The organism is Corynebacterium sp. LK31 (assembly GCF_014335015.1).
Lineage (GTDB): Bacteria > Actinomycetota > Actinomycetes > Mycobacteriales > Mycobacteriaceae > Corynebacterium > Corynebacterium jeikeium_D.
The window spans coordinates 86,654-99,325 of the sequence record NZ_PDGW01000022.1 but is presented as its reverse complement, the minus strand read 5'-3'; the positions used below and the strand labels follow the sequence as shown (position 1 = coordinate 99,325).

Here is a 12,672-nt window from a genome sequence, read left to right as displayed (position 1 = left end):
GTCCCCCAGCGTATCGCGCTATTTCACACGGAAGATGAATACACGCTGAATGATGAAGTTAATTACCGTCGCAACGCCCTGTGCGACGACGAATGCGCCGAACTGTGCCCACTGCGCGTTCCAGTCCCAGGATTCGACGAGCCAGGGCTGCAACACGTTGAAGATGCCGACCTGGGTGGCGTAGGTAATCAGGTACAGCACCGCAACTGCCAGCACCTTCTTCGCCGAGGACTTCGACTTGAAGGTCCAGCGGCTGTTAATGATGTACGCCGTAATCGTGCCGAAAACCCAGCCGACCGTCTTACCCCAGAAGTTGGTCGCCCCGAAGGCGTTGAGCATGATGAACGTCAGGCCGAAGTCCACCACCGCCGCGATGACGCCGGAGATGATAAAGCGCATCATCTGCACTTTCAGTCCGTGCTCGTCCTTGGTCTCCGTCGCCATTGGCACTGCGGCCGAGTCCTCTACGACAAATCCGTTTTCGTGGGAGCCGTTTCCGAGCTTGCCGTTGTCGCGGTTCGGGTTTTCATTTGCTGTTTCATTCGCTGACACGCCTAGGAATTCTAGGCCACCGGCCAGCTAACAAACAGCCAGCGCGAACATAAACAGGCAATAAAGAGGAGAAAAATCTAACGTCGCAGCGCCTCACGCAGTAGATCCAGCCGCTCCACCGGCGAGAGCGTATCCTCCCCAGCTAGCCCCAGCGCGCTCATCTCCGCCCAGCTAGCCGCTGCCAATTCCTCCACGTCCTCGCCGGATAGCGGGATGCCCTCGTCGCTCTCCCAGCCGAGGCGCTCCATGACATGCGCCGCCACATCATGCCGTAGCTCATCCGAGGTCAGCGCCGCCAAACACAGCAGCTCCACCAACGCCGCATCGTGCCCGGCCGGGTCTTTCTCGGCGTCCTCTATAGGCAATGCGCGCAATCGCTTAACGACGCTCTCCCCCGCCTCCCCGGTCAATTCCAGCGCGGTTGATTCCGACCTCTGCAGGTCCAGAGCCTGTAACAGGGGCACGAATTCAAACACCCCCGACCGCTCGATGATGTCCACCACATCAGCACGAGCGGTGGCCAACGTATTTTGAATAGAGTCCCGTCCGGTCAATTCCCTATTGATTGCGGCAATATCTACCGGCTCCTCCGCGTCCACATCTCCCAGTGCGCGGATAGAGCCCGAGCCACCGATACACAGGGCATCCGGGGTGGCCTCATCGCGGGCAAAAGCTTCTCTGACCTGCAAGGTATGTTCCCACAAGCCCCACTGCCAGATAAGGGTATCGCCGGGACTTTGCAGCACCTCGGCAACTGTGGTGGACAGGGGAACATCGACGACTCCGACCGCTGCGGGTCTGCCGCCAGTCACCAGCTGCGCCGCAGACTCCACCGCAGAGCCGGGCAAATGGAACTTCGTCGGCACGCTTTCCTCGCCCCACCCAAAGATGACCGCTAACACGCGGGACAGGCTTCGCAAATCCATCTGGTCATTGACCCCGAAGACGCGGTGGGCACTGCACGGTTCTTCCTCTAAAGAGGCACCGATAATGAGCGTGGCCGGTTCCGTGGCCACGCGAACGCCTGGGAAGGCGACTACGTTATCGGTCTGTGCTGCCATACCTCACAGCGTACGCAGGAAAAACAATGTGGCCTGGATAGCAAAAACTCGCTACAATGCGCGCGTTTTTACCAGCGGAATCTGGCGCGGCTCCGCACCCCATGGCTCTACCAAGTACTTGCGACGCAGGCGCTGCGACTCCACCGCGGTCCACTGCGCCACCAGCTCTTCTACCCCGCGGGCAAGCCCCAGCACCGGCCCTGCGACCTTTTCGCCAACATGCGGAAAATCAATAACCTCCACGTCGTTGACCTTGGGAAACCGCGGCTCCGTCAGATTTCCCTTGCCGGGCTTGGCCTTCTCTTCCTTCGCGGCGGCGCGCAGCTGTCCGATGTGGTCACGAATGCCGGCCACGGATGCCGGCAGGTCAATCACCGTGGCCCCCGCCTGCTCAATCGCTTGCGATAGCAAGTCCGCACCCTCAGCACCCTCAGCGCTCTCTGCCGCAGCGTCACCGTCACCATCGCCCGCGGTCACAGTTGCAACAAAGCAACCGGTGAGCAGATTAGTGGCGGTCTCCAGGGCTCCGTCGTCAAGCGGATCCACCAGCCATGCACCCGACAACCTCTCCCCTGCAAAGGACGGCGAGAGCTCCACATGCCAAATGACAACGGGCGATGTGGAACTACATACGGCAAGGGTCTGCGGAGTAGCAGCAGGCGTGGACATCATGAGGTTGATGGTATCGCGAGTGACGGATTCGAAGCGGGGTAGCCTTTATCGCATGTTCGACTTTTTCAAGAAGAAGCCGCGCGAAACCATCAACATGGCCGCCGAGTACACCAACACCCCGCTGTCGAACCAGATGGTCATGCTATTCGCCGAGGAGCTGCCCATCCTCGACAGCGCAGAGCGCGCACAGGTCTACCGCGCACTTGAGGCGTACGACGGCCCGCAGATCACCTCGCAGGAAATGCTGCCGGAAGAGATCCGAAAAATTATGGATCTATAGCCTCTCCGTACATTTCGCTCGCTTTCCGACGACCCGTGCGCGGCCCCAAGCGTGACCAACACCTCGGAGCGTCACGGGCGACGGAGCCAGTGCAAAGGGGTAGCCTAGCCTTGATGTCCACTAACACTAACGGCAAGTCCAGCACCGATGCTTCGAACGGTGCCTACGGAGCCGTACACACAGAAGCCAGGACCCTGACCGGTTGGGGTCGTACCGCCCCCGCTAAGTCCCAGGTGCTGTCGACGCCGGACTTGGATGAAATCGTTAACGCCGTCAAGGCTGTCGCAGACCAGAACTCCGACAAGCCTGCCCACCTGCGCCGCGGTGTAATTGCCCGCGGTATGGGCCGCTCCTACGGCGACCCCGCCCAGAACTCGGGCGGTCTGGTCATCGACATGCAGAAGCTCAACAAGATCCACTCCATTGACCAGGAGTCGGCGATTGTTGATGTCGACGGCGGTGTCACGCTGGACCAGCTGATGAAGGCCGCACTGCCCTACGGCCTGTGGGTGCCGGTGCTGCCGGGAACTCGCCAGGTCACTATCGGTGGTGCCATTGGTCCGGATATTCACGGTAAGAACCACCACTCCGCAGGTTCCTTCGGCAACCACGTGCTGTCGATGGAGCTGCTGGTCGCTGACGGCCGTATCCTGCACCTTGAGCCGGAGGGCTCTGCAGACGACCCGGACGGCAAGCTGTTCTGGGCAACCGTCGGCGGCATGGGCCTGACCGGCATTATTGTCCGCGCTCGGATCAAGATGACCAAGACCGAGACAGCCTACTTCATCGCCGACGGCGACATGACCCACACTCTGGACGAGACCATCGAGTTCCACTCCGATGGCTCCGAGGAGAACTTCACCTACTCTTCCGCGTGGTTCGACGCCATCTCACCGGAGCCGAAGCTGGGACGCGCCGCAATTTCCCGCGGTTCGCTGGCAACCTTGGCTCAGCTGGAGGAATACGCCCCGAAGCTGGCCAAAGATCCGCTGAAGTTCAACGCTCCACAGCTGGTGACTGTGCCGGATATCTTCCCGTCCTTCACCATGAACAAGCTGACCATGATCAGCATTGGTGAGCTGTGGTGGCTGAAGTCCGGCACCTACCGCAACCAGGTGCAAAACCTCACGCAGTTCTACCAGCCGCTGGATCTCATCGGCGAGTGGAACCGAGGATATGGCTCCAAGGGCTTCCTGCAGTACCAGTTCGTTGTTCCGCGCGAGGCCGTCGAGCCGTTCAAGGAGATTGTCCGCGATATCCAGCGCTCCGGCCACTACTCGGCACTGAACGTATTCAAGCTGTTCGGCGAGGGTAACCGCGCTCCGCTGTCCTACCCGATGCCGGGTTGGAACGTCTGCGTGGACTTCCCGATCAAGCCGGGTCTCGGCGCCTTCCTCGATGATCTGGATAAGCGCGTCATGGAGTTCGGCGGCCGCCTCTACCTGGCCAAGGAGTCGCGCACTTCCGCCGCTAACTTCCACCAGATGTACCCCGAGATGCAGAGCTGGCTGGACACCCGCAATGAGATTGACCCACACGGTGTCTTCGCCTCTGACATGTCGCGTCGACTGGAACTGCACTAAAAGAACCGAGAGGATTTAAGCCCCAATGATTAATGCTGTAGGCGCTGCCCAGTCCATCCTGCTGCTCGGCGGCACTAGTGAAATCGGTCTGGCCATTACCGCCGAGTTCCTGAAGAAGGGCCCGGCCAAGGTCATCCTGGCTTCCCTGCCGAACGATCCGCTGCGCGAGGCCTCCGCTGAAAAAATGAAGGCCGCCGGCGCTTCCGAGGTGGTCACCCTCGACTTCGACGCAACGGACTTCGACTCCCACCCGGAGGTCGTCGATAAGGCATTTGCCGACGGCGACGTGGACATCTGCATCGTCGCGTTTGGCATGCTTGGCGACGCCGAGGAGCTCTGGCAGAACCAGCGCAAGGCCGTCCTGGCTGCGAACATCAACTACACCGGCGCGATGTCGATGGGTGTTCTGGTTGGTCAGAAGTTCAAGGCGCAGGGTCATGGCCAGTTCATTGCCATGTCCTCCGTCGCTGGTGAGCGCGTGCGCCGCTCCAACTTTGTCTACGGTTCCACCAAGGCCGGCCTGGATGGTTTCTACCTGAACCTGGGCGAGGCCCTGGAGGAGTACGGCGTCAAGACCCTGGTTATCCGCCCTGGTCAGGTCCGTACCCGTATGTCCGCTGACGTGGACGAGGCCCCGCTGACTGTGAACAAGGAAGATGTCGCCAAGCTCGCGGTGAAGTCCGTCGAGGCCGGTAAGACATTGGTCTGGGCTCCGCCGGCATTCCAGCTGGTGATGATGGTGCTGAAGCACATTCCGCGCCCGATCTTCAAGAAGCTGCCGATTTAAGAGCGGGTTTCGAAGGACTCGATAGAACTCAGCGGGGCTTGACGGGCTGACGTACCCACCTTTAGCTCCGCCGTTCGTCGGAGTCCGGTTCCTGTGCAAAACTTGAGGGCATGGTAGACAAGCAGGCCGAAACCTCGAGCGCTGACACCACGGGTGCCGACAACACTAGCGCCAACACAACGGGCGCACGATCCTACAGTGAGCTGGTCGACGAAGATCGCTATGAGATCTTCAACGATGACCAGCTCTCCCTCAAGGCTGCTCTGACCTACCTGTTCGCAGCGCTTGTGGGCGGTTCGGTTATCGCTCTAGCGTCCTGGTTTGTGTTCCACCGCCTGTCGCTGCCGGCCTTTGGCGGCTCGCAGCTGACCAGGGCAGTCGCAACAGCGCTGATTGTCATCACGCTGACGCTCACCACCGTCCTGCTGTATTTCTTCGCCACCAAGGGCAAAGATAATCGCCCCCGGTGGCTAACGTGGTTGACGTATCTGATGGCTTACATGTCACCGGCCATCTTGGTGGTCTCTGCCGTCGGCCTCCCGCTGGGCTCGACCAGGCTGTGGTTGGACGGTCTGTCCGTCGACCAGGAGTTCCGCACTGAGTACCTCACCAGGATGGCCTCGGAGCCTGGCCTGCATGACATGTCGTACATCGACATCCCGTCTTTCTACCCAGCTGGTTGGTTCTTCCTGGGCGGACGCCTGGCCAATATCCTGGGCATTGCCGGCTGGGAGGTTTTCCAGCCCTGGGCGTTGATGACACTCGCCGCTGCTGGCTGTGTTTTGGTTCCGGTGTGGCAACGCCTGAGTGGCTCCCTGCCAGTAGCCACTGGCATTGCGCTGACAACCACGGCCGTCGCCCTGGCCACTGTCGCCGATGAGCCCTACGCCGCAGTCGTTGCTATGGGTCTTCCGGCGATGACCGTGATGGCCTGGCGCGGTCTCACCGGCGCTTGGTCCGCCATGTTTGGCGTACTCGTCTTCCTGGGTATTTCTGCGACTTTCTACACTCTTTACACTGCCGTAGGCGCGCTTATTGTGGTCGTGTTGGCCGTGGTCGCGTGGACGTCGTCAAGCTCGTGGATTCCCGTAGTGCGCCTGATCATTATGGGCGTGGGATCGATGCTGATTGCGGCGACGGTGTGGGGTCCGTACATGCTGGCGGTTGCGACGGGGGCACCGCGCTCGGGCGCGACAGCGACGCATTACCTGCCGCCGGAGGGTGCGCAGCTGCCTTTGCCGATGCTCGCCGCCAGCGTGATCGGTGTGCTGTGTTTCATCGGTGTCGTGCGCATGCTGGTCAGCGCCACAGAGCCGGATGCGCGCGCGCTCGGCTTGGGCACGCTGGTGCTCTATGGCTGGGTAGTGGCCTCGATGGTGGCGACGCTGCTCGGACGCACGCTGCTGGGGTTTCGCCTCACCGCACCGATTACGTTCATGTTGATTGCGGCTGGTGTGGTCGCGCTTGCCGACGCCCGTCTCAACGGCATCGAGAAGTATTGGCCGCAGGCGGCACCAGCTCACATTGCCAAGCGTGTCTCCGCGGTAATGGCGGCAGTCTTGCTGCTGGCGGGCATTGGCTACGCGCAGTCGATTCCGAATAAGTTGCATGGTGCCATCGACTTGGCGCATACCGACACCGACGGTAACGGCGAGCGCGCGGACCGCTTCCCACCGAATGCCGGGGCGTGGTACTCAGCGGTGGACCAAACGCTGAAGGAGGCCGGGCTCGATCCGGCCCAGACAGTGGTGCTGACGGATGAGAAGAATTTCCAAGCACTCTATCCCTGGTACGGATTCCAGGCGCTGACCAGCCACTACGCTAACCCTCTGGGTGAGTTCGACCGCCGTAATCAGGCATTGGAGGAATGGTCGGAGATTCGCGACCCCGATGAGCTCGTGCAGGCCATGGATGAAACGCCGTGGCGCGGACCGGATGCCATTGTGCTGCGGGGCGAGGTTGAGACACCTGATGGCGAGGATGCCGCTCCACTGACGTTGGACATCGCGGATGATATCTATCCGAACAATCCGAATGTGGTCTTCCGGAGCCTGAATTTTGCCCGCTCTGCATTTGAGAAGCACTGGGAGCTAAACCAGGTCGGCCCGTTCGTAGTGGCGGTTCGCAAGTAGGTATTGGCAAGTAGGTATTGGGCGGCTATCCCCTGCTATAAACGTGATTCCTGTTACTAATGTGGAAACTGTGATGTAACTTTCGCGTTGCAAACTCAAAGAAAAACGCCAATTACCGTAGTATCTTTCCTTGTGACTGCCGAAACTAAAGAAATCAAAGAAAGTGTCGACGGCTCACCCGAAGTGACCATCGACCGCGTGGAGAGACCGCCTATGGACGGCCCCTCTCCTACGACACTGACTCGTTGGACAGCGATTATCGCTGGAATCGTCGGTTTCATTTGCTTTGTCATCACACCGTTCCTCCCGGTCGTGAATACTCAGTCCTCCGTGTCTTGGCCTCAGCGCGACACACTGAACTCAGTGGATGCACCGCTTATGGCGCAGGCACCGTTGGATCTGAGCGTCGATCTGCCTCTGTCCCTGACGGATGAACTTTCCGACAAGCGGACAACCCTGTTGTCGACTATCCCCCCGACCGCGGATAAGCCGACCAAACGGGGTCTGATGGTGCGTTCGGGCAAGGACGGCCTCGACGTCATTCTGCGCGACAGCGTGGTGATGAGCCTGGATAAGAAGGAGCTTGCCGCAAACAAGGGCAGGATCCTGGAAATCCGTTCCACCGAGCACAAAACCACCGTCAACATCGACGGCGCCAAGAACTCAGATGGTGAGAAGCTCACCGCCACCACACAGGGCGATTACCGTCCGCAGGTCACCGGTATCTACACTGACCTGCCCGCTGACGGCGACGCGGCCAAGGCCGTAGCCGATGGACTCGATGTCCACATGAACATCGACTCCCGCTACACCTCACACCCGACAGTGGTGAAGTACATCGTCATGTACTTGGGTCTGCTTCTGACGCTGGCTTCCCTGGTCGCGTTGGCTCGCATTGACCGTATCGACGGTTCCCCCTTCACTCCGCTGTTCAAGCGCGGTGCGTTGAAGCCGACTCCGCTGGACATCCTGGTTGGCACGATTTTGGTTGTTTGGCACTTCATCGGTGGCAACACCTCCGATGACGGTTACATCTTCACCATGGCGCGCGTCTCCGACGAGTCGGGCTACATGGCGAACTACTACCGTTGGTTCGGCGCTCCTGAGTCACCGTTCGGCAGCCCCTACTACGACCTGCTGTCGCTGATGGTGAAGGTGTCCACCTCGTCACTGTGGATGCGACTACCGGCGCTGCTGTCCGCACTGCTGGTGTGGTTCATTATTTCCCGAATGGTTATCCCACGCCTCGGCGAGAAGATTGCCCAGCGCCGGGTGGCCTACTGGTCTGCTGCTGGTGTGCTGTTGGCCTTCTGGCTGCCGTACAACAACGGACTGCGCCCGGAGCCGGTCATTGCTCTGGGATCCCTGCTGACCTGGGTATTCATTGAGCGCGCAATTCTGACTCGACGCCTGCTGCCAGCTGCAGTCGCAGTGGTTATCGCCACGCTGGCACTGGGCTCGGGCCCAACGGGTCTAATGGCAGTTGCCGCCCTGCTCGCAGGCATCCCGATGCTGGTGCGCATTGTCGTTGAGCGCCATAAGGCTCTCGGTGGTGGTTGGCAGGCCCCACTAATGCAGATTGCACCGTTCCTGGCTGCGGGCACCGCGATCTTGGTCGGTGTCTTCGGCGACCAGACTTTGGCCACGGTCCGCGAGTCCATTCGCGTCCGCAGCATCATCGGCCCGTCGGAGCCTTGGTACAACGAGTACGTCCGCTACTACTGGCTGGTGCTGCAGTCCGTCGACGGCGCCTTCCCGCGTCGTTTCCCGGTTCTGATTGCACTGGCATGCTTGACCATCACGATTGCCGCGCTGCTTCGTCACCGCACCGTTCCGGGGGCTCTGGCCGGCCCGTCGGCACGTCTGGTGTTCATGTTCATCGGCACCATGTTCTTCCTGACCTTCACGCCGACAAAGTGGACGCACCACTTCGGCGTGTACGCGGGCATCGCGGCTTCCCTGGCAGCACTTGCCGCCATGGCCATTAGCCATTGGGTAGCAGGTAACCCACGCAATCAGCTGTTCTTTGCCGGTGGTATCACCTTCATCCTCGCTTTCTCGCTGATGGGTATTAACGGCTGGTGGTATGTGTCGTCCTACGGTGTGCCGTGGTTCGACAAGACCATTCAGTTGCGCGGCCACCAGCTGGGTTCAGCAGTATTGGCTCTGGCCTTGCTACTGCTGCTGGCTGGTGCCGTAATGAACTTCGTCCAGGAGTTCCGCACCAAGCCGAAGTCGCAGGAAAAGTCGGCACGCGCACGCCGCATCAATGCAGTTGCATCGTCCCCGATTGCGGTGACGACGCTGCTGGTGACGATGTTCATGGTGGCTTCACTGGGCAAGGGCGCAGTGTCGCAGTACCCGGCATACTCGGTCGCCGCGGGCAATATCCGCTCCTTGGCTGGTCAGACATGTAATCTGGCGAGCGATGTGCTGATGGAAACCGATCCGAACGATGGCTTCCTGAATACCGTCGATGGCAAGCCGCTGGCGGAATCGCTGCGCGGTGGCGGTAAGAACCGTGGCTTCGACCCGAACGGCGTTCCGTCAAACATGAAGGCCGAAGCTGTGGACACCAGCCAGAGCCAGGCAAGTACTGCCGACACTGATGATCAGTCTACTGATCCGGAAGCCACAGTTGAGGGCGGTTCCGCGTCAGGCACCGACGGCGGCAAGCGCGCCGACAAGGGTGTCAACGGCTCGCAGGTCGAGCTGCCATTTGGCTTGGATCCGGATAAGGTGCCGGTGCTCGGCTCTTACTCCGAGGACATTCAGCGTCCCGCAAACCTGGAAACTTCCTGGTTCCAGCTGCCTGAGATTGATGAGGACCACCCGCTAATCGCCGTATCGGCGGCCGGCCGTATCTTCCACCACGACATCAACGGTGTGGCTCAGCAGGGTCGCAAGCTGGTGGCACAGTACGGTCGCGAGGGCGGCGACGAGGATGGCTTCGAGGTTCTCTCCGAGGCGGAGCCGATTGATATCGGCCCTGCTCCGACCTGGCGTAACCTGCGCTTCCTGACCGAGGAGATCCCAGAGGGAGCCACCGCTGTGCGCCTGGTCGCGGAGGACAACGATGTCTCCGAGGATCAGTGGCTGGCACTGACCCCTCCTCGCCTGGCCGAGCTGCAGCCAATGACCGATGTCATTTCGCCGGAAACTGCGACTATCCCGGACTGGCCGGTTGCCTTCCAGTTCCCGTGCCAGCGTCCGTTCGACCACTACGCCGGTGTCGCAGAGCTTCCGGAGTACCGCATCACTCCGGACCGTGGTCTGAAGGTCGTCGGCGCAGATGTTTGGCAGTCGGTCGATGGCGGTGGTCCGCTCGGATTCTCCGACGCTGTGAATGAGGCTACGTCCGTACCGACTTACCTCAAGAACGACTGGCGCCGCGACTGGGGTTCCGTCGAGAAGCTCTCGCCGCGTCCGAATAAGGACAAGGTCAAGCCGGATGTCGCCGAAATTGAGTATGAAGATATCACTCGCTCGGGTCTATACTCGCCCGGGAAGATGATTGTGAAGGATCCCTAGGCGAAGGAGCCTCGGTGCGTCCTTCACCTAAGGAGCCCGAGTGACTGCACAAACCCGTTCCATCGTTGTCGCCGCAATGGTTGTGACTGACCCGGTGGGGCGGGTTTTGTGCGTTCGTAAGCGGGGCACGGATACGTTCATGCTGCCCGGCGGCAAGTTCGAGCCGGGTGAATCCGTCGATCACCCGGAGGTCACCGCCGCTCGCGAGGTCTCCGAGGAGCTCGGCGTGGACATCGAGCTATCGCAGTTGCGTCCGTGGAATATTGCCCGTGCAGCCGCTGCCAACGAGGCGGGCTTCGAGGTCGTCGGCCACCATGTGCGCTATGTCGGTGAGTTCACCGATGAGCTGGTGAACGTTCAGCCTCACGCCGAAATCGAAGAGGTACGCTGGCTCGATCCCTGGCTACCGACCGGGAGAATCGCGCCCATGCTGGTCGAAACCACGCTGCCGAAGCTCCGCGAAGAGCTGCCCCAGCTTGCCGCTGGCCGTGAGCAGCCACAGCGCGCACTATCGTCGCTGACTGTTTTCTGCGGCTCTGGCTTCGGCAACGACCCCGCCTGGCGCGTCACCGCCGAACGCCTCGGCCAGGCACTCGCGGAAAATCGGGTGGAGCTCGTCTACGGTGGCGCGGCGATTGGTCTTATGGGCACGGTTGCTAACGCGTCGCTTGACGACGGCGGCAGTGTCACCGGTGTCATCCCCGAGGTCCTGGTCAAGAAGGAAATCGCCCATCCGCGGCTGACTCACCTGGAAACTGTTGCGACTATGGCCGATCGAAAGTCGCGCATGTATGAACTCGGCGATGCTTTTGTTGCGCTCCCCGGCGGTGCGGGCACGCTGGAAGAGTTCTTCGAGGTGTGGACCCAGCAGCACCTGGGGATTCATGCCAAGCCGGTGGCGTTGCTGGGACCTTCGGGCTTCTGGGAGCCCCTGCTGGTGCTACTGCGCAATGTTGTGGATGCGGGCTTTGTGCGGCCGGAGCTTCTCGATGCGCTTATCGTCGTCGACGACGTCGACAAACTCCTGCCTGCGTTGATTGCGTGGCGTGCGGGGCGGACGAAGTTTTAGCCTGTTCCCAGCCCCCCACAACACATCACTAGTGAGCAGCAGCCAGCTGCTGCAGCTCGGCTTCGGTGCCGTTGAAGACATCCTCATCGACGATGGTCGGGATGCCATCGATGCGGCCGGTGGAGGAACGCTGCCAGAAGGTCATGCTCTCCCAACCGCCCGGCAGCGAGGTCGGAGCGCTGTCTTGGTAGGCGGCGAGCCACAACGGGTAGTCGGTGAAGTCGGTCGAGTTACCCATTGGGTTCTGCCAGAACCAACGGTAGGTGTAAATCATCGGGGTTTCGCCGGTCTTTTCCTCGACGCGCTCGAGGAAGTCCTTGGTCCACTTTTGCAGCTGGGTCGGGTTGAGGCCGTTGTCCAGCTCGATGTCCAGCACAGGTGGCAATGTCTTGTCCGTGGAGATTTGCTCATCGCGCTGCTGCAGTGCTTCCACATATTGATCGGCCTGCTCGGTTGCGGAGCGATCCGGATGCGCCTTGTGGTAGCTGCCCACGTACAGACCGGCCTTAGCTGCGGCGATGGAGTCCTCGAGGAAGTACTTCTGGTCGCCTTCGACACCATCAGTGGCCTTGATGAAAGCGAACTTCTGGCCGCTGGCTGCGACCTCGTCCCACTTCAGCGCGACACCACCTGGGCGCTGCCACTTGGAGACGTCCACACCGGTCGGCCCCATGTGGAAGCCGGTGCGCGCCGAGTTCGACGATGCACTGGTAGCCGAACCAGTTGAGGAACCGTTGGCATCAGAGCCCTGCGACTCCTGAACAGTCAAAAAGTCGAGCGACCCCTTGGAATCAGCAGCGGACTGGTTGGAGTGTGCAGATGCGTCCTGTGTTTGTGCGTCTGCCGGTGCAATAACACCCAAGGTCAGCGGCGCAACGGCCACGATACTTGCCAAAGTGGCGCGTCCCGGGCGTCGCTTCAACACCGCGTTCGCGGAAAGTGGAAGAAATTTCATGGTTTGCACCTTACCCCCTAAACCACTTCAGCCCCATTCGTAAGCCTAAA

At 60.7% G+C, this 12,672-nt stretch carries 10 protein-coding genes; 6 read left to right on the top strand and 4 right to left on the bottom strand.

From position 1 onward, the window contains the following. Positions 1 to 18: 18 nt before the first annotated feature. The 3 genes from CRD18_RS08140 to CRD18_RS08130 form a co-directional block, all read right to left on the bottom strand. The gene (locus tag CRD18_RS08140; protein WP_053087276.1) at positions 19 to 552 is read right to left on the bottom strand and encodes a GtrA family protein; all 534 of its coding nucleotides are present in this window, start codon (positions 550 to 552) and stop codon (positions 19 to 21) included. 77 nt (positions 553 to 629) lie between these two features. Next, a complete protein-coding gene (locus tag CRD18_RS08135) occupies positions 630 to 1,613 on the bottom strand; it encodes a hypothetical protein (protein WP_049193889.1) in 984 nt (327 codons plus the stop codon). Between the two features lie 51 nt (positions 1,614 to 1,664). Beyond that, the gene (locus tag CRD18_RS08130) at positions 1,665 to 2,285 is read right to left on the bottom strand and encodes a hypothetical protein (RefSeq protein ID WP_070566525.1); all 621 of its coding nucleotides are present in this window, start codon (positions 2,283 to 2,285) and stop codon (positions 1,665 to 1,667) included. A gap of 52 nt (positions 2,286 to 2,337) precedes the next feature. Here CRD18_RS08130 and CRD18_RS08125 point away from each other — a divergent pair, with 52 nt between their 5' ends. The 6 genes from CRD18_RS08125 to CRD18_RS08100 all read left to right on the top strand — a co-directional run bounded on the left by CRD18_RS08125 (position 2,338) and on the right by CRD18_RS08100 (position 11,667). Continuing rightward, positions 2,338 to 2,565 carry a hypothetical protein gene (locus CRD18_RS08125; RefSeq protein WP_048761551.1) on the top strand — a complete coding sequence of 76 codons (228 nt, stop codon included), beginning with the start codon at positions 2,338 to 2,340 and terminating at the stop codon, positions 2,563 to 2,565. 113 nt (positions 2,566 to 2,678) lie between these two features. Next, a complete protein-coding gene (locus CRD18_RS08120) occupies positions 2,679 to 4,148 on the top strand; it encodes an FAD-binding oxidoreductase (RefSeq protein WP_016421825.1) in 1,470 nt (489 codons plus the stop codon). A 25-nt stretch (positions 4,149 to 4,173) separates the two neighbouring features. Next, positions 4,174 to 4,935: a decaprenylphospho-beta-D-erythro-pentofuranosid-2-ulose 2-reductase gene (locus CRD18_RS08115; RefSeq protein WP_049189783.1), complete on the top strand. Its 762-nt coding sequence runs from the start codon at positions 4,174 to 4,176 to the stop codon at positions 4,933 to 4,935. Positions 4,936 to 5,045: 110 nt separating this feature from the next. Beyond that, on the top strand, positions 5,046 to 7,067 hold the full coding sequence (locus CRD18_RS08110; protein WP_187406634.1) for a galactan 5-O-arabinofuranosyltransferase: 2,022 nt from the start codon (positions 5,046 to 5,048) through the stop codon (positions 7,065 to 7,067). A gap of 132 nt (positions 7,068 to 7,199) precedes the next feature. After that, positions 7,200 to 10,598, top strand: coding sequence for an arabinosyltransferase domain-containing protein (locus tag CRD18_RS08105; RefSeq protein WP_187406633.1), 3,399 nt, complete (start codon positions 7,200 to 7,202; stop codon positions 10,596 to 10,598). A gap of 40 nt (positions 10,599 to 10,638) precedes the next feature. After that, entirely contained in the window at positions 10,639 to 11,667 is a 1,029-nt protein-coding gene (locus tag CRD18_RS08100) for a TIGR00730 family Rossman fold protein (protein WP_038627257.1), read from the top strand. 28 nt (positions 11,668 to 11,695) lie between these two features. On the opposite strand, the gene CRD18_RS08095 is transcribed toward CRD18_RS08100, so the two are convergent. Beyond that, the gene (locus tag CRD18_RS08095) at positions 11,696 to 12,622 is read right to left on the bottom strand and encodes a glycoside hydrolase family 25 protein (RefSeq protein WP_187406632.1); all 927 of its coding nucleotides are present in this window, start codon (positions 12,620 to 12,622) and stop codon (positions 11,696 to 11,698) included. Between the last annotated feature and the right edge of the window lie 50 nt (positions 12,623 to 12,672).

Coding starts and splice junctions, on each gene's coding strand:
- CRD18_RS08120 (WP_016421825.1), top strand. CDS start 2,679: ATGTCCACTAACACTAACGGCAAGTCCAGCACCGATGCTTCGAACGGT.
- CRD18_RS08095 (WP_187406632.1), bottom strand. CDS start 12,622: ATGAAATTTCTTCCACTTTCCGCGAACGCGGTGTTGAAGCGACGCCCG.
- CRD18_RS08130 (WP_070566525.1), bottom strand. CDS start 2,285: ATGATGTCCACGCCTGCTGCTACTCCGCAGACCCTTGCCGTATGTAGT.
- CRD18_RS08135 (WP_049193889.1), bottom strand. CDS start 1,613: ATGGCAGCACAGACCGATAACGTAGTCGCCTTCCCAGGCGTTCGCGTG.
- CRD18_RS08115 (WP_049189783.1), top strand. CDS start 4,174: ATGATTAATGCTGTAGGCGCTGCCCAGTCCATCCTGCTGCTCGGCGGC.
- CRD18_RS08125 (WP_048761551.1), top strand. CDS start 2,338: ATGTTCGACTTTTTCAAGAAGAAGCCGCGCGAAACCATCAACATGGCC.
- CRD18_RS08110 (WP_187406634.1), top strand. CDS start 5,046: ATGGTAGACAAGCAGGCCGAAACCTCGAGCGCTGACACCACGGGTGCC.